Genomic DNA, 19300 nt, shown 5'->3' on the forward strand with positions numbered 1-19300 from the left:
CTGCAGAAGTACTTCGTGCGGGGGATCATGCTGGGCTCCGTCAAACAGTGAGGACGCCCGACGGCGCCCACCTCCCCTCCATGACTCTCTGGCGATGCATGTCCAGGTTCACGACGTCCGGGACCCGATGTCCCGGACGCCTTCAGAAAGGAACACTCGCATCATGATCATCACAACCACAGCAGGACAGCGACGTCGGCTGCTGCCGGTCGCCGCCGCTTTGGCGGCAGGGTCCCTGGTCCTCTCGGCCTGCGGCGGCGCGGCCGACGGGGACGCGGACGCCGAGGTCGACATGGAGGAGGTGGGTGTCGGCGCGATGGAGGACTACGACGTCGGCGACACTTTCGTGGCGACCGAGCCGGTGGAGTTCTCTCTGCTCTATCGGGACCACCCGAACTATCCGCTCCGGAACGACTGGTCCTTCTTCGAGCACCTCGAGGAGGACCACAACGTCACCTTGTCCGCTGAGAACGCCCCGCTCTCCGACTGGGAGGAGCGGCGATCCCTGGTCATCGGAGCCGGAGACGCCCCTGACTTCATCCCCGTCGTCTACCCCGGGGATGAGACCCAGTTCATCTCGGGCGGCGCGCTGCTGCCGGTCAGCGACTATCTGGAGCACATGCCGAACTTCACCCAGAAGGTGGAGGACTGGGGCCTCGAGGAGGACATCGACAGCCTCTACCAGGACGACGGCAAGTTCTACATCCTGCCCGGTCTGCATGAGTCTCCGCAGGACCAGTACTCCGTGGCGGTCCGCTGGGACATCTGGGAGGAGCTCGGCTATGACGAGCCGGAGACCTGGGACGAGTTCGCCGAGCAGCTGCGCGGGGTGAAGGAGGCGTATCCGGACATGGTGCCGTTCTCCGATCGGTGGCAGATGGATGCGACGCTGAGCTTCGCGGCACCCAACTTCGGCACACAGGCCGGTTGGGGGTACAGCGGTGCCTACTGGGACGAGGATGCTGAGGAGTTCACCTATACAGCTGCTCAGGACGAGTACCGGGACCTGCTCGAGTACTTCCACGGGCTTGTGGACGACGGGCTGATGGACTCCGAGTCCCTGGTCCAGGACGACGATCAGGCCATTCAGAAATTCGCCTCCGGGCAGTCTGCGGCCATCGGGGGCAACGACCAGGAGATCCTGTCCTATCGCACCTCGATCGAGGAGGTGGGCGAAGACGACATGGAGGTCAGGCTGATCCGGGTTCCGGCCGGCCCCGCAGGGGACATCGCCCCCGGCGGCCAGACCGAATCCGGGCTGGTGCTCTCCTCCTCGGTGGCCGAGCAGGAGAACTTCGTGGCCCTGCTGCAGTTCATCGACTGGCTGTACTACTCCGACGAGGGACTGGAGTTCGCCAAGTGGGGTGTGGAGGGCGAGACCTTCGAGCGTGAGGGCGACGAGCGTGTGCTGGCCGACAGCATCGACATCCACGGGCTGAATCCCGAGGGGGATGAGGAGCTCTCCGCCGACTACGGCTTCCACAACGGCGTCTTCATGCCGGCTCACGGCTCCACCACCGACCTGGTGCAGTCGATGCTGCGTGACGAGGTGGTCGAGTTCCGCGAGTCGATGGCGGACAAGGAGCGGACCCCGGTCGTGCCCGCCACGCCGTTGGATGAGCTCGAGCGGGAGCAGGTCTCCCTGACCGAGACGGCGCTGAACGACACCGTGTCCACGGCCACTGCGCAGTTCATCCTGGGGCAGCGTGACCTCGAGGACTGGGACGCCTTCGTCAGTGAGCTGGAGGGTCAGGGCATGGCCGACTACATCGACAAGCACAATGAGGCCTATGAACGGGCCCAGCAGGAGATCGACGGCGTCGAAGCGGACATGGACCAGTGATCGGTCAGCCCCGGGGCACTGTCCGGCGCGGGTGAGAGGGGACAGCCCGAGGACGTCCGGCGAGTCCGCGCCCGGGTCCGGCTATGAGTCGGCGCCGGGCGCGGACGTCGTCGTGTGGGGTCCTGTGATGGATCATGGTGAACGGCGACGCGTCGAGACGGGCCGTCGGCGACCGAGTGCGCAGGAAGGTGAGGGATGAGCATCATGGACTCGGAGAGGGAGGGCCCGCTGGCGCGGGTCACCAATGCCGTCTATCGGATGATCGTCATCGAAGTGGCGTTCGTGGTGGCCACTCTGCCTGCGCTGATCGGCATCATCCTGCTGGACCAGGATCCGAGCAACATCCCCCTCTACGGGCTCTTCGCCCTCGCGTTCGGCCCGGCCATCACCGCCGGGGTCTACGCCTGGCGGGCGGACGCCGACATCATCCCCTGGCTGCGGTACTGGAAGGGATGGGTCGAAGGCTTCCGGCAGACGATGGTCGTCTGGGCCCCCGCCGTGATCTTCGCCACACTGGCCGCCTTCAATGCGGCCTTCGCGCAGGTGCCCGGCGCGATCCTGCTGGGCGGGGCAGTGGTGGCGGGCGCCGTCGTGCTCGTGGCGGTGGCGATGCTCGTGATCATCGCGACCTTCGACTTCCGCACTCGGGACCTGTTCAGTGTGGTGATGTACGGGGTGGCCTCCGCCCCGCTCGCCGCCCTGGGGGTGCTGGGGCTGTTCGTGGTGGTCGGTGCCGTGGTGGTGCTGTGGTCCGACTGGGTCGGGGTGCTCCTGGCCTCGGTGTTCCTGTGGCTGCTGGCCCGCACCGTGCGCCCCATGCTGGTGCAGATCCGGCAGGATCTCGTCGCCGGGTGAGCATGCCCGCCGGAGTGCGGAACGTGCCGGGGTGGCGACGCCGGCCGACGTGTGATTTGCTGGCTGGTACGGCCTGCGCCTAGAATTTCAGTGGTCCACCACGGGATCGCGCCCCCATCGTCTAGCGGCCTAGGACACCGCCCTTTCACGGCGGCGGCACGGGTTCGAATCCCGTTGGGGGTACTGCGAAGCTCCGATTTGGAGCCCAGCGAGAAGCTCTGATAGAGTTTCTAACCGTGCCAAGCGGCACGGACAACTGAAAAAGCAAGGCCCAGTGGCGCAGTTGGTTAGCGCGCCACCCTGTCACGGTGGAGGTCGCGGGTTCAAGTCCCGTCTGGGTCGCTCCAGCTCTCGGAGGAGAGTGAAGTCATCTTGTGATGGCGCCCCGGCTCTGTAGCTCAGTTGGTAGAGCGTTCGACTGAAAATCGAAAGGTCACCGGATCGACGCCGGTCGGAGCCACCACCCGAAACCCCCGCTTCCGGCGGGGGTTTCGTCGTGTCTGGGGTCCGTATGACGCGCACCGGCCTCAGCCCCGCCGAGACATCGACTGCTGAGCGCTGACTCGTATAGGTTGTGAAGTGAATGACGCGACGCAGACCTCAGGAGGCGCCATGACGCAGCAGCCCGGACACCCCGGCCCCGACGACCACCACGACCAGAACGGGGAGCAGGCCTCTGAGGGCACCCCCGAGCAGCAGGGAGAGCAGCAGACCCAGCCGTACCCGGAGCCCGGCTTCCCCGGGGCGCAGGAGCCCACCCCGGAGCCCACCGCCGACGCCGTCTCCGGAGCCTCAGCCTCCTCGGCCGCCGAGACCGGTCAGCCCTTCGACCAGCAGCTGCCCCCTGAGCAGCAGCCTCAGCCGGGCTACGGGCAGAACCCCTACGAGGGGCAGCACCCGAACCACTACGACGCCGCCCAGCACGGTCAGGGCTACGACCCGCACCAGCAGGGCCACCCCGGCGCACAGCAGGGCTACGGACAGCCCGCTCAGGAGGGGCACGGCGCCTACGAGCAGCCCCAGCCGGGCTACTACGGCCAGCAGGCTGCCGCTGACCAGCAGGCCCAGTCCGCCGCCTCGGCGCAGCCCGCCTACGGCTACGGCCAGCAGCCTGACCCCTACGCCCAGCAGCCCGGCTACGGGCAGCAGCAGTACGGCGGCCAGCCCTATGGGCAGCAGTATGAGCAGCAGTACCAGCAGCAGTACGCCCAGCAGCCCGGAGGCGCCCCGGCGCCGGCCGGTCGCCCCAACACAGTGGAGGGCAAGGGCTTCTTCGGCGCACTGTTCGACTTCAGCTTCCAGAGCTTCGTCTCGGTGAAGTTCGCCAAGTTCATCTACATCATCCTGCTGGCGTTCCTGGGTCTGGCCTGGCTGGGGTCCATCATCGCCGGATTCAGCATGGACGCGATCGCAGGCCTGCTGACCCTGCTGCTGGGCTGGATCCCGCTGGTGATCTACCTGATCCTGTTCCGCGTGACCCTCGAATTCATCATCGCGATGGTCCGCACCTCGCAGAACACCGCCGGTGTGCGCACCGAGCTGGAGGACCTGCGGCAGGACCTCCGCGACCGGTCCTGAGCACCGAGCCTCCGGACGACGACGGCGCCCGCCCCCTCGACAGGGGGACGGGCGCCGTCGTCGTCTGCTGTGGATGCCCGGAGCGGGTGCGGCCCCGGGCGCGGGGGTCAGTGCAGATCCACCACCACGGGAGCGTGGTCCGAGGCGCCTTTGCCCTTGCGCTCCTCGCGGTCGATGAATGCCGAGTCCACACGCTCGGCCAGCGCCGGGCTGGCCAGCACGAAGTCGATGCGCATGCCCTCCTTCTTGGGGAAGCGCAGCTTGGTGTAGTCCCAGTAGGTGTACACCCCCGGGCCCGGGGTGTGGGGGCGTACGACGTCGGCGTAGCCGGCCTCCAGGAAGCCGCGGAACGCCTCGCGCTCCGGCTCGGAGACGTGGGTCAGCCCCTCGGCCCGGAAGTAGTCGATGTCCCAGACGTCCTCGTCCTGCGGCGCGATGTTCCAGTCGCCCATCAGCGCCACCTGGGCCTGCGGGTCATCGGTCAGCCACGTCTCGGCGTGCTCACGCAGCTGCTGCAGCCAGGCGAGCTTGTAGACCATGTGCTCGTCCTCCAGGGCCCGTCCGTTGGGGACGTAGAGGCTCCAGACGCGGACGCCGCCGCAGGTGGCGGCGATCGCACGAGCCTCCTGGATGGGGTCTTTGCCGCCCTTGCCGAAGGCGGGCTGATCCGGGAAGGTCCGCTCGACGTCGGACAGCCCCACCCGCGAGGCGATGGCCACTCCGTTCCACTGGTTCAGCCCGAAGTGGGCGACGTCGTAGCCGTTGTGCTCGAAGACCTCCCAGGGGAAGTTGTCATCCTTACACTTGGTCTCCTGGATGGCGAGGACGTCTGCGTCCGTACGGTCCAGCCAGGCCTCCACCCGGTCAGCCCGGGCGCGCATCGAGTTCACATTCCAGGTCGCGATTCTCACGGAGGTCACGCTATCAGCCGCGCCAGCTCCCCTGCGGCGGATGCGGAACGTGCTGGTGCTGGACGTAGACCTGTGCGGGCTGGGGCTTCGAGCCGCAGGCCATCACCAGAGCCACCACCCACCCGATGAACGACCATCCGAGCAGCAGGTTCACCAGAAACACTCCGCCCACGTTGTGGCTACGGATCATGGCGACGAGGGACGGCAGAAAATAGACGGCCAGGGCGACGAGCCCGACGACGACGATGACGATGCCCACGATGGCACCTTCGGCGCCGTTCATCTCGAACATGGGTGCCTCTCTGTGGGGCGGGCGATGTCAGTCCAGGGTACTCGGGCGCCAGCGGCCAGTCTCAACGGGATCAGCTGCGCCACCAGGTGTCCTGGATGGTCACCGGCAGGGCGCGCTTGTGACGGGTGGCCAGGTAGCGTCGTTCGATGATCTCGGCGAAGTCCGTCGAGACCTCGCGGCCCTCCAGGTAGTCGTCGATGTCGTCGTAGCTCATGCCCAGCTCGGTCTCGTCCAGCTGGCCCGGGTTCTCATCCAACAGGTCAGCGGTGGGGGCCTTCGACCACAGGGCCTCATCCGCTCCCAGATGCTTCAGGATCTGGCGGACCTGACGCTTGTTCAGGGTGAACAGGGGCAGCACGTCGGCGCCGCCGTCGCCGTGCTTGGTGAAGAACCCCGTGATGGACTCCGCCGCATGGTCGGTGCCGACCACCAGGCCCCCGTGCTCGCCGGCGATCGCATACTGGGCCGTCATGCGCAGGCGGGCCTTCACGTTGCCGCGGTGGTAGTCCTCCATGGGCCGGCCCATGGTCTCGGCGTAGGCTGCGTCGAGGCCGGTCACGGCCTGTTCGATGTTGACCGTGTGCACGTGGTCGGCGCCGATGAACTCCACCGCGCGGGCGGCGTCGTCCTCATCATGCTGGACACCATGGGGGAGTCGGACCGCATGGAACCGGACCTCATGGCCCGCATCCCGCAGCCTCTCAGCCGCCCGCTGGGCCAATGCCCCGGCCAGTGTGGAGTCCACACCGCCGGAGATCCCCAGCACCAGGGAGCGGCCGTGGGCGCTGAGCAGGTAGTCCGCCAGGAATCTGACCCGGCGCTCGACCTCCTCCGCGGGATCGATCTCCGGCTTGACACCCATCTCGGTGATGATCGCAGTCTGCAGCTCACGCATGCCGCCGAGTCTACCGAGCCGCGTGTCACAGGCATATGACGGCTCGGGGGCCACGTCACCGGGGCCCAGTAGGCTGAGGCTCAGGAAGTGCCGACGGCGGAGGAGGCATCGTATGACGTCCTGCGAGGTGCTGGACGTGCAGAAGGCCGTCGCCGCCCATCGGGACGACGACTCCGAGAGCGGCTGACCGCTGGTGGAGGTCGCACAGCTGACCTGGGCGGAGCGGCTCCAAGGCTTCCTCGTGGCCGGGGCGGCCCTGCTGGGGCTCAGCCTCGGCTCCGTGGACCAGATCTCCGGGCTCGGCGAGCACATCGTGCTGCCGGCCCTCCTGGTGATGCTCGCCGCCTCCGTCGTCCAGGTCGACGTCGGCAGTGTCGGTGGCGTCAGCCGCGCCCGGCGGCTCGTGGGGGCCAGCCTCGTGATGAACTACCTCTTCACGCCCCTGGTCGCCTGGGCGCTCGGAGCCGGGCTGCTGGGCGCCCAGCCTGACCTGCGCATCGGGCTGCTGCTCCTGGGCGGTGAGGCAGCCCCTGCGGAGGCAGGGGTGTTGGTCGAGGCCGTGGCACTGGTGCTGCTGGTGCCGCTGGCCGCGGCGACGATCCTCCGGTGGGCCGCGGGTCGGCTGGGCGGAACCTCGGCCCGCCGCCGGCTCGACCGGTGGGCGTCCCGGAGCACGCTGCCGCTGCTCTGCCTGGCTGTGGGTGCCATGTTCGCCTGGCAGGCGGAGACGGTGTGGACGGCAGGAGGGACGCTGCTGATGCTGCTCCCGCCGCTTCTGGCGTGGTTCGTCCTGATGCCGCTGATCGCCACCGTGGTCTCCCGGCTGCTGGGGCTGCCGGGAGAGCAGCGGGTGACGCTGACGATGGTCACCGTGGCGCGGAACTCTCCCATCGCCCTGGGCATCGCCGTGGCGGCCTTCCCCGACCAGCCGCTCATCGCGCTGGCCCTGGTGGTCGGCCCGCTCATCGAGCTGCCAGTACTGGCGATGCTGGCGCCGCTGGTGCGGCCCCGCGGCTCCCGGTGAGGGTCACGTTCCCTGGTCAGGGTCCTTCGTCTGCAGCCCGCGGAAGTAGGCCTCCACGTTCGCCCGGTGCTCAGCCGGCGCGACGACCAGCAGCTCGTCATACAGCTGGAGGGCGGTGTGCCCATCGGGCACGAACGCCGAGCCGGCGCGGATGACCAGCGAGATGTCGGCGCTCTCCGGAAGATCCAGGTGCTTCAGCGGCATGCCCTCCAGAGTGCAGTGTCCGGTCAGCTTCACTTTCACGAGGTCCGCTCGCTGCTCGTCCAGCGGAGCGGGTTCCAGGGTCACTGCGGTGGCCGCCGTGTCCTCGACGAGCCCCAGTCGTCGGGCCACCCATGGCAGGGAGGGGGCCTGGATCGCCGTGTAGGCGATGACGAAGACCAGGACGACGTCGAACAGCCTGTCTGCATCCTCCATCTGGGCGGCCATCGGGACAGTGGCCAGAATGATGGGCACCGCCCCGCGCAGCCCCGCCCACGAGAGGAACGCCTGCTCTCGCCAGGGCACCCGGAACCAGACGGCGCAGAGGACCACCGCCACCGGGCGCACCACGAACGTCAGGAAGAGTCCGGCGGTGAAGCCCAGCAGGACGACATCCCAGGTGATCCGGCTGGGGCTGGCAAGCAGCCCGAGCATCACGAACAGCCCGATCTGAGCCAGCCAGCCCGTTCCTTCGGCGAAGGCCTGCGTGGCGCGTCGATGGGGGAGCCTCCCGTTGCCCAACACCATGGCGCAGATGTAGACGGCGGCGAACCCGGAGACGCTGATCTGGGTGGCGATGCCGTAGGCCAGTACGGCCCAGGCCAGCGCAGCCAGGGGATAGAGGCCGGCGGCAGGAAGGGCGAAGCGGCGCAGGACGAACACTCCCAGCGCCCCCAGCATCACGCCCAGCACGATGCCGCCCACCAGCTGCCCCAGGATCAGCAGCGCCACACCGGGGATGCCGCCCGGCTGGGGCGCCCCGACGGCGGCCGCTGTGGCCGCCGCGACGATCAGCACGGTCGGAGCATCGTTGAGCCCCGACTCGCCTTCGAGGGCGGACCGCACGCGGGCAGGCAGGGGGATGCCACGCAGGACCGAGAAGACGGCGGCGGCGTCTGTGCCCGCATTCACGGCGCCGAAGAGCAGGGCCAGGAGCAGGGGCAGGCCGAGCGCGTAGTGGCCGATGAGGGTCATCAGCCCGATGGTGACCACGACGCCGACGCTGGCCAGGACCGCGGAGAGTCCGATCGTGGGCCGGATGTCCTCCCATTTCGTGCTGAGCCCACCTTCCGCCAGGATCAGCGTCAGTGCGGCATAGCCGAGCCCCTGGGCGATGACGGCGTCGTCGAACTGGAGCCCGACTCCCGACTCGCCCAGGATGATGCCGACCAGCAGGAACAGCAGCAGCGCGGGAAGACCCAACCTCGTGCCCACCCGTACTCCGCCGATGGCGACCAGCAGGACGAGCGGTGCGAGCAGCATGAAGAGGTTGATGAGGTCCATGGCTTCCATTCTTTCAGGCCGCCGACCTGGAGCTCCGTGGGGTACTGGTCAGCGGAGCCGCCACCAGTAGGATGGCCCCATGATCTCCAGCACCACCGGCAGCAGCACGGACGTGTCCACTCCCAGCGCCGAGCGCCGTCGGCTCAAGCAGCTCATCGGTGAGCTCGCCGTCGTCCGCGGGGAGGTGACCCTCTCCTCCGGCAAGGAGGCCGACTACTACATCGACCTGCGCCGCATCACGCTCCACCATGAGGCCTCGCGCCTGGTGGGCCGGGTCATGATGCGCCTGCTCGACGACGCCGGCATCGACTACGTGGCCGCCGGCGGTCTGACGATGGGGGCGGACCCGGTGGCCACCGCCATCATGCACGCCGCCCACGAGCAGGGCCGGGCCGTCGATGCCTTCGTGGTGCGCAAGGCCCAGAAGTCCTACGGCATGGGTCGGCAGGTGGAGGGCCCGAACGTGGAGGGCCGGAAGGTCGTGGTCCTGGAGGACACCTCCACTACGGGCGGTTCCGCGCTGACCGCTGTGGAGGGAGTGCGCAACGCCGGCGGCCTGGTGCAGGCGGTGGCGGTCATCGTGGACCGCGATACCGGCGCCCGGGAACATATCGAGGACTCCGCCGGGGTGCCGTACCTCTTCGCGTACTCCAAGTCCGACCTCGGACTCGACTGACCTCCTCCCGACGACGCTCCGGCCCGGGCGGCTCGTGAACGGGTCGCGGTCCAGCGGCGACGCGCGGGAGGCATGAGGAACTGACGGACCACTCTGGATGGAGGAAGACCGTGGCCTTCTACAACTCCCGCGCGCACCTGGTGCCTGAGGTGCTCTCCGGCCTGCTGTCCACCGCCGAGATCGATCGGCTCGGCACCTCGGACGGCACCGCCGTGCTCGTCCGCCGCGGGCATGATCCGCAGGCCGGGGTCGCCGTGATCAGCGGCGGCGGCTCCGGGCATGAACCGGCCCATGCCGGGTTCCTCGGCGACGGCATGCTCGCCGCCGCCGTCCCCGGCTCACTGTTCGCCTCCCCGCCGGTCAGCGCCGTGTTGGAGGCGATCCGGGCGGTCACCGGGCCGGCCGGCTGTGTGCTGATCATCAAGAACTACACCGGCGACCGGCTCAACTTCGGCCTGGCCGCCGAGCGGGCCCGCGAGGAAGGCCTGGACGTGCGTACCGTCCTGGTGGCCGACGACGTCTCCCTGCCGGAGATCGAGCAGCCCCGCGGGCTGGCCGGCACCGTGCTGGTGCACAAGGTCGCCGGCCATCTGGCGGCCGCCGGGGCCTCCGTGGAGCAGGTGGCCGAGGCCGCGCAGCGGATCGCAGACGGTCTGCGCACCATCGGACTGGCCCTCACCCCGGCCACCCTGCCCGGCGAGGACACGGAGCCCACCCGCGGGGCGGAGCTGGGGCTGGGCATCCACAACGAGCCGGGCGCCCGGGAGGTCGACGTCGACGGCGCCGCCGGTGCGGTGCAACAGGTGCTCGACGCCCTCGATGCCGATGAGTTCGTCCGCACGTCCGAGCACGGGGTGGTCGCTGTGCTCAACGACCTGGGCGGCTGCTCCCCGCAGGAGGGTCTGGTGCTCACCCACGAGCTGCTCGACCGGCTCGGCCGCGACGCCGTCACCCGCCTGCTGGGGCCCGCCCGCCTGATGACCTCCCTGGACATGCACGGCTTCTCCGTGACCCTCGCCCCGGCCAGCGAGGAGCTGGTCGCCGCGCTGGACGCCCCGACGACGGCGCCCGGCTGGGTGCGGCCCAGCAGTCCGTGCGCCCCGCAGAAGGTTCCGGGCGTGGGTGTGGCCACCGGCGAGGTGGCCGCTGTGGTCGCCGAGGCCACGCCGCGCACCCAGGACGGACGCCTGGAGGACGCCGTGGCCGCGGCCTGCCGGACCCTGGAGTCCGCGCAGCGGGAGCTCGACGAGCTGGACCGTGCCGCCGGGGACGCCGACGCCGGCACCACATTCGCCGCCGGGGCGCAGGCGGTGCGCGGGCTGGTGGAGTCCGGGGACCTCGGCTTCGCCGACCCGGCCGCCGCGATGCGCCGGATCGCCCGCACTCTGGAGACCGCGATGGGCGGCTCCTCCGGGGTGCTGCTGGCCATCCTCGCCACCGCCGCCGGACGCAGCCTCGAGACTGACGGCCGGGCGGACTGGTCCGGCGCGCTCGCCGAGGGGATCGCCGCAGTGCAGTACCATGGCGGCGCCGCCGAAGGGGACCGCACCATGCTGGATGCGCTGATCCCCGCCCAGCGGGTGCTCGCAGAGGGTGACGGCGTCGTGGTCCCCGCGGCGGTGGCTCAGGCGGCCGCAGCAGGTGCCGAGGCGACGGCGACCCTCACTGCGCGCGCGGGCCGGGCGGTCTATGTGCCGGACTCAGCCACCCAGGGCTCCCCGGATGCAGGGGCCGCCGCCGTCGCGAAGCTGGTGCGAGCACTGGCGGATTCGCTCAGCTGACCGGAACAGGCGGGGTCCCGGTGCGTCGAGGGGTCATTCTCCCGTACGACATCCCTGACATGACGCGCGTCAGCGAGCGGGCAAGCGCCGGAATGTGACTCCTCGTCCTTCAGGCGTGGGGCGGGCTCAAGGATGGGCGGGCTCAAGGGTGGATGACGCCCAGGGGCAGGATCACGCCGCAGTCTCCCGTCGGCGGCGAAGAAGGGACCCGAATTCATCGAGCGCGGGGCGCTGGACCGCGAAGTACGCCCAGCGGCCGCGCTGGGTGCGGGTGAGCAGCCCGGCCTCGACGAGGATCTTCAGGTGGTGAGAGACCGTGGGCTGGGACAGTCCCAGCGGTGCGGTGAGGTCGCAGACGCAGGCTTCGCCGTCTTCGGTGTGTTCGATCAGGGACAGCAGGCGCAGCCGCACGGGATCCGCCACAGCTTTGAACACGGCGGCCAGGGGTTCGGCCTCCTCGGCGGTCAGCGGGCCCTGGAAGGTGGGCAGGCAGCAGGCGCTGTCGGCCGGTGTCGCGGTGCTCATGGAGTCATCGTAGCTCACGTATTGACGAATTTCGATGAGTGGTCCTAGAGTCTCTCGTATCGAATCTTGTCTATGCATCCTGGTGCCACGTCGGCTCCAGATGACGCCGACCCTGAGGAGACCCCATGCAACAGATGACCAGCACCGCTCCCGCCGCTCCCGCCGCTCCCTCCGCTGCGGACGCCCTGCCGGTCGCGGTCATCGGTGCCGGCCCGGTGGGTCTCGCCGCCGCGGCCCACCTGCTGGAGCACGGGATCGAGCCGCTGATCCTGGAGGCCGGCGACGACGTCGGCGCCGCCATCCGGGAGTGGGGCCACATCCGACTGTTCTCGCCGTGGCGCTACGACCTCGACTCCGCCTCCACCCGCCTGCTGGAAGCCGCTGGTTGGGAGCCGCCGCGGCCCACCTCGCTGCCCTGGGGGCGGGAGATCGTGGAGGACTACCTGGAGCCGCTGGCCCAGGTGCCCGCCATCCGTGACCGTCTGCGCACACGCTCCCGCGTGGTGGCCGTGACCCGCGGATCCCGGGACAAGACCCATGTCCGGGGTCGTGAAGGTGAGCCGTTCGTCCTGCGCGTCCAGCGGCGCACCGAGGTCGGACTGCAGGTCGACGAGGTCCGCGCCCGCGCGGTCATCGACGCCACCGGCACCTGGAGCGCCCCCAATCCCCTCGGCGCGGCCGGGCTGCCGGCGCTCGGGGAAGACGCACCCGGCGTCGTGCCGCACCTGACGGGAGCTCTGCCAGATGTGCTCGGTGAGGAGCGGCAGCGGTTCGCCGGCCGGCACACGCTGGTGGTCGGTGCCGGGCACAGTGCGACCAACACCCTGCTGAACCTCGCCCAGCTCGCCCGGGAGGAGCCCGGCACCCAGGTCCACTGGGCGATCCGCGGGCAGGACCCTGGCCGGACCTACGGCGGGCGCGACGCGGACGGCTTGCCGGCCCGCGGAATGCTCGGCACCCGGCTGCAGCGCGCGGTCGAATCCGGCGCCGTCCAGCTGCACGCGCAGGCGTCGGTCTCTGCGCTGCGTCCGGTCGAGGACGGGAAGGGGCACGGCGTCGTCGTCACCGTCGGTGATGGCGACTCGGCCCGCGAACTCACGGTGGACACCGTGGTGGCGGCCACCGGATTCCGCCCCGAGCTGGACATGCTGCGCGAGCTGCGCCTGGAGCTCGACCCCGCCGTGGAGGCGCCGGTGCGCCTGGCGCCGCTCATCGACCCGGAGATCCACTCCTGCGGCACGGTCCCCGCCCACGGGGCAGACGTCCTGGCCCACCCCGAGGGTGGGTTCTTCCTGGCCGGCATGAAGTCCTACGGGCGAGCGCCGACGTTCCTGCTGGCCACCGGCTATGAGCAGGTCAGGTCCATCGCCGCGCACCTGGCCGGCGACGACGCCGTCGCCCGCGATCTGGCTCTTCCGGAGACCGGGGTCTGCTCGGTGGCGGCGCCCGAGCCGGAGCTGATCGGCGTCCCCACCGGGGTGGCGCACGGTCGCACCGGGGACTGACGCGGGTCCGACGCATCAGGCGCAGCCCTTCCGGTCAGGTGAGGCCCGCCTCCCGGGCGTGGATCGCCGCCTGCATCCGCGAACTCAGGTGCAGCTTCGCCAGCACGCTGGAGACATGCGTCTTCACCGTGGCCAGGCTGATCACCAGCTCCTCGGCGATCTGCGCGTTGGAGAGCCCGCGGCCGAGCGCCCGCAGGACGTCGAGCTCCCGCGGGGTGAGCTCCCCGAACGCTCTCTCGGTGCCGTCGGCGACACTCGCGGAGGATCCCGGCGACCTGCCGGATGCGCTGGCGGTGACGGCGTCCGTTCCTGTGACCGGTGCGCCCTCGTCGGCCACGAACGTGCGCAGCAGCCGGCGCGTGACCTCCGGTGCGATGACGCCGTCTCCGGCGGCGATGCGACGGATCGCGTCCAGCAGCTCCTGCGGGTCGGCGGACTTCAGCAGGAACCCGGCGGCCCCGGCCCGTAGGGCGCCGAACACCACCTCGTCCAGGTCGAAGGTCGTCAGCATCAGCACCTCTCCGGTGCTGGCCTGGGCGATCTGTCGTGTGGCGGCGATGCCGTCGGTGCCCGGCATCCGTGCGTCCATGATGACCACGTCCGGGCGCAGGGACTGTGCCTGCTGCACGGCGACGGCACCGTCGGCGGCCTCACCGATCACCTCGATGTCCGCCGCCGTCTCTAGCAGCAGTCGCAGCCCGGCCCGGATGCTGGGGTGGTCATCGGCGAGCAGCACGCGGACGGGCGGCGTTCCGTCGTCGGCGTGCGGGGTGGGGAAGGGCATGCTCATCGTCTCCGTCCTCGGGGAAGGTCTGCCGTCAGCACCCAGAGGTCCCCGTCGCGCCCCGCCTGAAGCGTGCCGCCGGCCTGGGCGAGCCGTTCCCGCATGGTGATGATCCCCGTGCCGGTGGCCAGTGCCGGGGAAGGTCCTCTGCCGACAGGGGCGTCTGGCACGCCGTTGGTCACTCGCAGGCGCATCTGGTGTGGAGTCTCGCTGAACTCCACCCGAGCTGAGCCGTCCCCGTGGGCCGCGGCATTGGTCAGCGCCTCCTGCAGCACCCGGGAGAGGACTCCTCGGATGCCGGAGCGGGTCGGCTCGTCGCCGCGCGGAACCTCGCCGGAGACCTGCAGCGACAGGCCGCGGCTGCGGGCGACCTCCACCACGTGCTCGAGGGACGGCGGAGCCAGCAGCTCGGAGCTCTGGGCGTCGGAGCTCTGGGCGTCGCGGCTCTGGGCGTCGCGGCCCTCCGGGACGCCCTCGGGGGACTCGGCGTCCTGGCCACGCAGCAGGTTCACCATGGTCCGCAGGTCCTCCAGGGCGGTGACGGACGTCCGCCGCACCTCCTCGAGGGCGCGGCGGTCGCGGTCCTGGTCAGGGGAGCCGGCAAGCGCCGCCCCGGAGTGCAGGGCGATGGCCGAGACATGCGAGGAGATCACATCGTGGAGCTCGCGGGCCATCCGCTGGCGTTCCGCGGCCACCGCCCGGCGCCGGTCCAGCTCATGCACCCGCACCAGCGCCGCGTGCCGTTCCGCGTCGAGCCGGTCCCGTTCAGCGGCGAGCGGCCCCAGGGGATATCCCCGGCGGACCTCCACGGACCACCACAGCGGAAGCAGCAGGACGCTGCCGATCAGCAGCGTCGCGGAGACCGCCGTGCCGGCGTCCCCGTCGGCCGCGAACAGCACGACGCCGCCGGCGAGCATCAGGGCCGCGAACACCCCCGCCAGCCAGGACAGGGAGCGGCGTCCTCCGCGCAGGCCGAAGAAGTAGATGAGGTCGGCCAGGCACAGCCAGATCCCGACGCTTCCACCGATGGCCAGATCGGCCAGTACGCAGAGGCCTCCCGCCAGCAGCGCCGTCAGAGGCGCCGCCGGCTTGACGATCATCGCCGCGCCGATCACGGCCAGCGGCCCCAGATGCCACCACCAGACGGGGCCCGGCCCGAGGGAGTCCAGCCACGGCGTGGGCAGCAGACCCCGCAACTGGACCGCCAGCAGCCCGAGGGCGGCCGCCAGCGTCACGACGGTCTGGACCTGATCGCGGCGCCGCAGAGGGTCCGGCCAGGTGGGCCGTCGACCCCGGGGAGGCGGACTGCCGTCGTCGGAGGCCCTGCGCAGGCCGGGGGAGGAGTCCATGACGCCATCTCACCACAGCGCGGGCGCCTGGTCCTCCGACCAAAGTCTGAGGAGCGGGTCAGGGTTCAGCCCTTCGGCCGATGCGCAGGGCGCGGGGCCAGGGCAGGGTGGCAGGTATGAGCACCACAGACATCCTCATGCCGGTCCTGGTCAGGACCTGGTCTGCTGTGAGCCTCTCGGACCTCAGCGGCGAGCTGCCCACCGACGGGCTCGGTGCCGGACTGTGGGGGATCCTCGCCGTGCTGGCCCTGATCGACTCCACCACCTTCGGCACGCTGCTGATCCCGGTCTGGCTGCTGATGGCGCCGGGGCGGCTGCGCGCCGGACGGGTGCTCGTCTACCTGGGTGTGGTGGCCGCCGGCTATGCCGTCATCGGTGTGGTCCTGCTGGCCAGCCTGACCTTCTTCGGGGACGGGCTGCTGAGCTGGTTCGCTGAGGTCCGCGGCACGCCGGTGTTCCTCCTGGGGCAGGCGCTGCTGGGCGCCGCCCTGCTGGCGTACAGCTTCCACCTGGACCCGATGACCAGGGCGGGCAAGGCGCGGAAGGCTCGCCGCGAGCAGGCACGGGGCTCCGCCGGCCGGGTGACTCGGTGGCGTGCCCGGGTGTTGGGCACGGAGGTCTCGCCGGCCCCTGAGGCGGTGACATCACCGCGGGCGCAGACCGCCGCCGCGCCGTCGTCCGGACAGGCTGGCCCGTCCGCGTCGGAGTCCGCGTCGGAGTCGGCGTCGGCGTCGACGTCGACATCCGCGGTCCGACCGGCCGGGGTGGGTGCGCTGGTGGGACTGGGGCTGCTGGCCGTGCTGCTGGAGATCGGCACGGTGCTGCCGTACCTGGCGGGCATCGGGATGGTCGCCGCGACGGGTCCGCAGTGGCCGGCGTCAACCGTGATGATCCTCTTCTACTGCCTGATGATGGTGCTTCCGGCGCTGGCGCTGCTGGGCGGACGCCTCGTGGCCCAGCGGGCTCTGCAGGGCCCGCTGGAGAAGCTCGAGGGGTGGCTCAGCCGTCACGCGGCGGGCATGGTCGCCTGGGTGGTGGGCGGCGTCGGGGTGCTGCTGCTGATCAACGCCCTGGGATCGCTCGACGTGCTCTGAGCGGACCAAGGCCAGGGGCTCCGCGGTTCACAGCTGGCGCAGAGAGTCCAGCAGCTCGTCGGCCTGGCGCAGATTCCGGGCCAGCTTCTCCCGGCGTTCCGCCAGCTCCTCCTGCAGGGTGGCCAACCGCCCTCTGGCCTGGTCATCCTCCGGGGAGGCGGTGACGGCGTCGATGGCCTCCAGTGCCCTGGTGATCTCGTCGAGCGAATAGCCCAGCGGCTTCAACGTGCGGGCCACCAGCAGGCGTTCGAGATCGGTGGCGGTGTAGACGCGGAATCCGCCCTCGGTGCGGGAGGCCGGCAGGAGGCCGACGTCGTCGTAGTGGCGGATGGTGCGGTGGGAGAGGCCGGTCTTCTCGGCGAGTTCCCCGATGTGCATGGTCGACTTCGCGGGGGAGTCCGTGCCGGCGGCAGGGACGTGCGCCTCCGATGCGTCATCTCGTGTCCTGCTGCGGTCATGCATCGGGATCCGCCTCCGTCCGGCCAGCTGTCAGGTCCTGTCACGGCGTGCGCGTCGCCGGCCCGCCGGATGCACCGCGTCACGGGACTTTCGAGGGCCCAGTCTATGTGGCCTGCCGCGTGGTGCGCCGGTCTCGTTCTGCCCACTGACGGTATGCCGCTCCGCTGACGTCGGCAGCGCAGGTCCCGTACGCTCGTGCCATGCCTGATCAGCCCGACGCCCTGTTCGCTGATCCGCGCCTGGCCGCGGTCTATGACGCGCTCGACCCGGACCGTGGGGACCTCGACGAGTATGAGGCCGCCGTCGCCGCACTGGAGGCCCAGAGGGTCCTGGACATCGGGTGCGGCACCGGAGTGCTGGCACGTCGACTGGCCCACCGGGGGATGCAGGTGATCGGCCTGGACCCGGCCGCGGCCTCGATCGTGGCGATGCTCCCGGTGGATGCCGTGACCATGAGCGCCAACGTCGCTCAGGTGTTCACAGACGACGCGGAGTGGTCCGCAGTGCTGGCAGCGGCGCACCGCGCGATGCCTCCCGGAGGGCTGCTGGTCTTCGAGGCCCGTCGGCGAGAGGCCCGCGCCTGGGAGTCCTGGACTCCGGAGCAGTCTCGCACCCGGGCTGGTGTGCCGGGGGTGGGCGCGGTGGAGCGCTGGGTGGAGGTGGTCGACGTCGTCGGCGACGGCGAGCTGGTCACCTTCGATCAGCCCACCGTGTTCCTCGATGAGAAGACTGGCGCCCCGCTCGACGACGGCACCCGGTGGGAGTCCCGCTCCACTCTGCGGTTCCGCACCCGGGAGGAGATCGAGGGATCGCTGGAGACGGCAGGCTTCACCGTGGACGCGCTGGACCTGGCGTACGCGCCGGGCTGCGGGCGGCTGTATCTGGCTCGGCGCCGCCCGTGAGCCGGGACGGAGCTACGCCCGGTCGGTTCCGGACCCGGCGCCGGGATCCTCAGCTCAGCGCCCGCCCGATCCGTGTCACCGCCTCGGTGAGGATCCCCTGCGACGTCGCCATGTTCAGCCGAGCGTGGCCTGCCCCGCCGTCGCCGAAGGGGTTCCCCGCGGTCAGCGCGACGCCGGCCCGCGCCAGCAGCGCCTTGGCGGGGCCGCGGATCGGTGCCTCGGCGCCTGCGGCCGCGACGTCGTCCCCGGCCCCGGCCAGCGGGGTCCTGCGGAAGTCCAGCCACGCCAGATAGGTGGCCTGCGGCGGAGTCCACCGCACCTGCGGCGCATGCTCGGCCAGCAGCTCACCCAGCAGCGTCCGGTTGACGCGCAGGCCGTCCAGCAGGGCGTCCAGCCACGCCTCGCCGTGGGCGAAGGCGGCAGTGTGCGCGAGCGCGCCCACATGGCTGGGTCCGTGCGCGACGATGTTCGGCAGACGCCACAGATCCGCGACGGCGTCGGGTCCCGCGATCATCACCGCCGCCTTCAGCCCGGCCAGGTTCCAGCCCTTCGAGGCGGACATCAGACTGATGCCCCGCGGATCCACGGACAGGTACGGCGTGAAGCGGACCGGGGCGCCGTCGTCGTCGGTATCTGCGGCATCTCCGGGGCTCTGCGACGCGCCGAGGACCAGCGGGGCGTGGATCTCATCGGCGACCACCCGGAGTCCGTGCCGATCAGCGAGCTCCGCCAGCTGCTCCAGCTCGGCGCGGGTGTGCACCACCCCGGTCGGGTTGTGAGGGTTCGACAGCAGGAACGCCGGGGACGTCGAGGTGCGGGCGGCCTCCGCGAAGGTCTCCTCCAACGCGGCCGGGTCGAGTCGCCCGGCCGGGTTCAGCGGGGCCTGCACCACCCGCCGGCCGGCCTCGGCCGGGTACTGATAGAACGGCGGGTACACGGGGGAGGCGACGACGACGGCGTCGCCGGGGGCGGTGATCAGCTTCAGCGCCTCAGTGATCCCGCGCATCACATCCGGGACCGTGCTGGTGTGCGCCACCTCCAGGCTCCATCCCCAGCGGCGCTCGGCGAACCCGGCCAGCGCCTCCGCATAGCCGCGGCCGGCGGGGTATCCGGTGTCGCCGCGGTCGATCACGCCGCGCAGCGCATCGGCGATCGGCTCGGCCAGCGGCACGTCCATCTCCGCCACCCAGAGCGGCAGGACATCGTCGCCGAAGGCTCGCCATTTGGCACTGCGCCGGGTGCGCAGGGCCGCCAGCGAGAGCTGCTCCAGCGGGTTCGGTGCGGCCGTGGGGCGAGGGTCGGACTCGGTGTGCGGGGTGCTCTGAGCCATGGGCCCGAGCCT

Annotated in this window: 18 protein-coding genes and 3 tRNA genes; 12 read left to right on the plus strand and 9 right to left on the minus strand. The window is 70.7% G+C overall.

The window, feature by feature from the left end; translation table 11 throughout:
• Positions 1-163: 163 nt before the first annotated feature.
• From Q7C18_RS16330 to Q7C18_RS16355, 6 genes are all read left to right on the plus strand, one after another.
• Positions 164-1843: an extracellular solute-binding protein gene (locus Q7C18_RS16330; RefSeq protein ID WP_311026270.1), complete on the plus strand. Its 1680-nt coding sequence runs from the start codon at positions 164-166 to the stop codon at positions 1841-1843.
• A gap of 195 nt (positions 1844-2038) precedes the next feature.
• A complete protein-coding gene (locus Q7C18_RS16335) occupies positions 2039-2698 on the plus strand; it encodes a DUF624 domain-containing protein (RefSeq protein ID WP_070158555.1) in 660 nt (219 codons plus the stop codon).
• A 110-nt stretch (positions 2699-2808) separates the two neighbouring features.
• A tRNA-Glu gene (locus Q7C18_RS16340) sits at positions 2809-2881 on the plus strand.
• An 85-nt stretch (positions 2882-2966) separates the two neighbouring features.
• Positions 2967-3040: transfer RNA gene (locus Q7C18_RS16345), tRNA-Asp, on the plus strand.
• Positions 3041-3085: 45 nt separating this feature from the next.
• Positions 3086-3161 (plus strand) — tRNA-Phe (locus Q7C18_RS16350).
• Between the two features lie 149 nt (positions 3162-3310).
• Positions 3311-4276 (plus strand): DUF4282 domain-containing protein, encoded by a 966-nt coding sequence (locus tag Q7C18_RS16355; protein ID WP_311026271.1) that lies wholly within the window; start codon positions 3311-3313, stop codon positions 4274-4276.
• 107 nt (positions 4277-4383) lie between these two features.
• Here the strand turns inward: Q7C18_RS16355 and Q7C18_RS16360 are convergent, their stop codons facing one another.
• The 3 genes from Q7C18_RS16360 to nadE form a co-directional block, all read right to left on the minus strand.
• On the minus strand, positions 4384-5187 hold the full coding sequence (locus Q7C18_RS16360; RefSeq protein WP_311026272.1) for an exodeoxyribonuclease III: 804 nt from the start codon (positions 5185-5187) through the stop codon (positions 4384-4386).
• A gap of 13 nt (positions 5188-5200) precedes the next feature.
• A complete protein-coding gene (locus Q7C18_RS16365; protein ID WP_201791147.1) occupies positions 5201-5479 on the minus strand; it encodes a superinfection immunity protein in 279 nt (92 codons plus the stop codon).
• Between the two features lie 70 nt (positions 5480-5549).
• On the minus strand, positions 5550-6374 hold the full coding sequence (nadE, locus tag Q7C18_RS16370; RefSeq protein WP_311026273.1) for an ammonia-dependent NAD(+) synthetase: 825 nt from the start codon (positions 6372-6374) through the stop codon (positions 5550-5552).
• A 193-nt stretch (positions 6375-6567) separates the two neighbouring features.
• Between nadE and Q7C18_RS16375 the strand changes: the two genes are divergently transcribed.
• Positions 6568-7398 carry a bile acid:sodium symporter gene (locus Q7C18_RS16375; protein ID WP_311026274.1) on the plus strand — a complete coding sequence of 277 codons (831 nt, stop codon included), beginning with the start codon at positions 6568-6570 and terminating at the stop codon, positions 7396-7398.
• Positions 7399-7401: 3 nt separating this feature from the next.
• Here the strand turns inward: Q7C18_RS16375 and Q7C18_RS16380 are convergent, their stop codons facing one another.
• Positions 7402-8883 (minus strand): potassium/proton antiporter, encoded by a 1482-nt coding sequence (locus Q7C18_RS16380; protein WP_311026275.1) that lies wholly within the window; start codon positions 8881-8883, stop codon positions 7402-7404.
• Positions 8884-8962: 79 nt separating this feature from the next.
• On the opposite strand from Q7C18_RS16380, the gene pyrE reads away from it, so the two are divergent.
• Together pyrE and Q7C18_RS16390 are read left to right on the plus strand one after the other, a co-directional pair.
• Positions 8963-9559, plus strand: coding sequence for an orotate phosphoribosyltransferase (pyrE, locus tag Q7C18_RS16385; RefSeq protein WP_311026276.1), 597 nt, complete (start codon positions 8963-8965; stop codon positions 9557-9559).
• 110 nt (positions 9560-9669) lie between these two features.
• Positions 9670-11340, plus strand: coding sequence for a dihydroxyacetone kinase subunit DhaK (locus Q7C18_RS16390; RefSeq protein WP_311026277.1), 1671 nt, complete (start codon positions 9670-9672; stop codon positions 11338-11340).
• A 171-nt stretch (positions 11341-11511) separates the two neighbouring features.
• Here Q7C18_RS16390 and Q7C18_RS16395 read toward each other — a convergent pair whose 3' ends face one another.
• Positions 11512-11865, minus strand: a complete 354-nt coding sequence (locus Q7C18_RS16395; protein WP_311026278.1) for a metalloregulator ArsR/SmtB family transcription factor — start codon at positions 11863-11865, stop codon at positions 11512-11514.
• A gap of 134 nt (positions 11866-11999) precedes the next feature.
• Here Q7C18_RS16395 and Q7C18_RS16400 point away from each other — a divergent pair, with 134 nt between their 5' ends.
• Positions 12000-13370, plus strand: a complete 1371-nt coding sequence (locus Q7C18_RS16400; RefSeq protein ID WP_396954387.1) for an FAD-dependent oxidoreductase — start codon at positions 12000-12002, stop codon at positions 13368-13370.
• A 34-nt stretch (positions 13371-13404) separates the two neighbouring features.
• On the opposite strand, the gene Q7C18_RS16405 is transcribed toward Q7C18_RS16400, so the two are convergent.
• Both Q7C18_RS16405 and Q7C18_RS16410 read right to left on the minus strand, forming a co-directional pair.
• Positions 13405-14160: a response regulator transcription factor gene (locus Q7C18_RS16405; protein ID WP_311026280.1), complete on the minus strand. Its 756-nt coding sequence runs from the start codon at positions 14158-14160 to the stop codon at positions 13405-13407.
• The gene (locus tag Q7C18_RS16410) at positions 14157-15503 is read right to left on the minus strand and encodes a histidine kinase (RefSeq protein WP_311026281.1); all 1347 of its coding nucleotides are present in this window, start codon (positions 15501-15503) and stop codon (positions 14157-14159) included. Before Q7C18_RS16410 ends, Q7C18_RS16405 begins: the two co-directional genes overlap by 4 nt.
• Positions 15504-15619: 116 nt before the next feature.
• On the opposite strand from Q7C18_RS16410, the gene Q7C18_RS16415 reads away from it, so the two are divergent.
• A complete protein-coding gene (locus Q7C18_RS16415; protein ID WP_311026282.1) occupies positions 15620-16597 on the plus strand; it encodes a GAP family protein in 978 nt (325 codons plus the stop codon).
• Positions 16598-16624: 27 nt separating this feature from the next.
• Here Q7C18_RS16415 and Q7C18_RS16420 read toward each other — a convergent pair whose 3' ends face one another.
• Complete coding sequence (locus Q7C18_RS16420; RefSeq protein WP_070158813.1) at positions 16625-16975, minus strand: MerR family transcriptional regulator; 351 nt, start codon at positions 16973-16975, stop codon at positions 16625-16627.
• A gap of 281 nt (positions 16976-17256) precedes the next feature.
• Here Q7C18_RS16420 and Q7C18_RS16425 point away from each other — a divergent pair, with 281 nt between their 5' ends.
• Positions 17257-17958 carry a class I SAM-dependent methyltransferase gene (locus Q7C18_RS16425; RefSeq protein ID WP_311026283.1) on the plus strand — a complete coding sequence of 234 codons (702 nt, stop codon included), beginning with the start codon at positions 17257-17259 and terminating at the stop codon, positions 17956-17958.
• A gap of 49 nt (positions 17959-18007) precedes the next feature.
• Here the strand turns inward: Q7C18_RS16425 and Q7C18_RS16430 are convergent, their stop codons facing one another.
• Complete coding sequence (locus tag Q7C18_RS16430) at positions 18008-19288, minus strand: aminotransferase class I/II-fold pyridoxal phosphate-dependent enzyme (RefSeq protein ID WP_311026284.1); 1281 nt, start codon at positions 19286-19288, stop codon at positions 18008-18010.
• Positions 19289-19300 lie beyond the last annotated feature (12 nt).

It is taken from the genome of Nesterenkonia sp. CL21, assembly GCF_031705515.1.
GTDB classification, from domain to species: domain Bacteria; phylum Actinomycetota; class Actinomycetes; order Actinomycetales; family Micrococcaceae; genus Nesterenkonia; species Nesterenkonia aethiopica.

Bases quoted from the DNA above. Each gene is read 5' to 3' on its own strand.
- Q7C18_RS16330 (WP_311026270.1), top strand. From the start codon at position 164: ATGATCATCACAACCACAGCAGGACAGCGACGTCGGCTGCTGCCGGTC.
- Q7C18_RS16335 (WP_070158555.1), top strand. From the start codon at position 2,039: ATGAGCATCATGGACTCGGAGAGGGAGGGCCCGCTGGCGCGGGTCACC.
- Q7C18_RS16355 (WP_311026271.1), top strand. From the start codon at position 3,311: ATGACGCAGCAGCCCGGACACCCCGGCCCCGACGACCACCACGACCAG.
- Q7C18_RS16365 (WP_201791147.1), bottom strand. From the start codon at position 5,479: ATGTTCGAGATGAACGGCGCCGAAGGTGCCATCGTGGGCATCGTCATC.
- nadE (WP_311026273.1), bottom strand. From the start codon at position 6,374: ATGCGTGAGCTGCAGACTGCGATCATCACCGAGATGGGTGTCAAGCCG.
- Q7C18_RS16380 (WP_311026275.1), bottom strand. From the start codon at position 8,883: ATGGACCTCATCAACCTCTTCATGCTGCTCGCACCGCTCGTCCTGCTG.
- pyrE (WP_311026276.1), top strand. From the start codon at position 8,963: ATGATCTCCAGCACCACCGGCAGCAGCACGGACGTGTCCACTCCCAGC.
- Q7C18_RS16395 (WP_311026278.1), bottom strand. From the start codon at position 11,865: ATGAGCACCGCGACACCGGCCGACAGCGCCTGCTGCCTGCCCACCTTC.
- Q7C18_RS16400 (WP_396954387.1), top strand. From the start codon at position 12,000: ATGACCAGCACCGCTCCCGCCGCTCCCGCCGCTCCCTCCGCTGCGGAC.
- Q7C18_RS16405 (WP_311026280.1), bottom strand. From the start codon at position 14,160: ATGAGCATGCCCTTCCCCACCCCGCACGCCGACGACGGAACGCCGCCC.
- Q7C18_RS16410 (WP_311026281.1), bottom strand. From the start codon at position 15,503: ATGGACTCCTCCCCCGGCCTGCGCAGGGCCTCCGACGACGGCAGTCCG.
- Q7C18_RS16415 (WP_311026282.1), top strand. From the start codon at position 15,620: ATGAGCACCACAGACATCCTCATGCCGGTCCTGGTCAGGACCTGGTCT.
- Q7C18_RS16420 (WP_070158813.1), bottom strand. From the start codon at position 16,975: ATGCACATCGGGGAACTCGCCGAGAAGACCGGCCTCTCCCACCGCACC.
- Q7C18_RS16425 (WP_311026283.1), top strand. From the start codon at position 17,257: ATGCCTGATCAGCCCGACGCCCTGTTCGCTGATCCGCGCCTGGCCGCG.
- Q7C18_RS16430 (WP_311026284.1), bottom strand. From the start codon at position 19,288: ATGGCTCAGAGCACCCCGCACACCGAGTCCGACCCTCGCCCCACGGCC.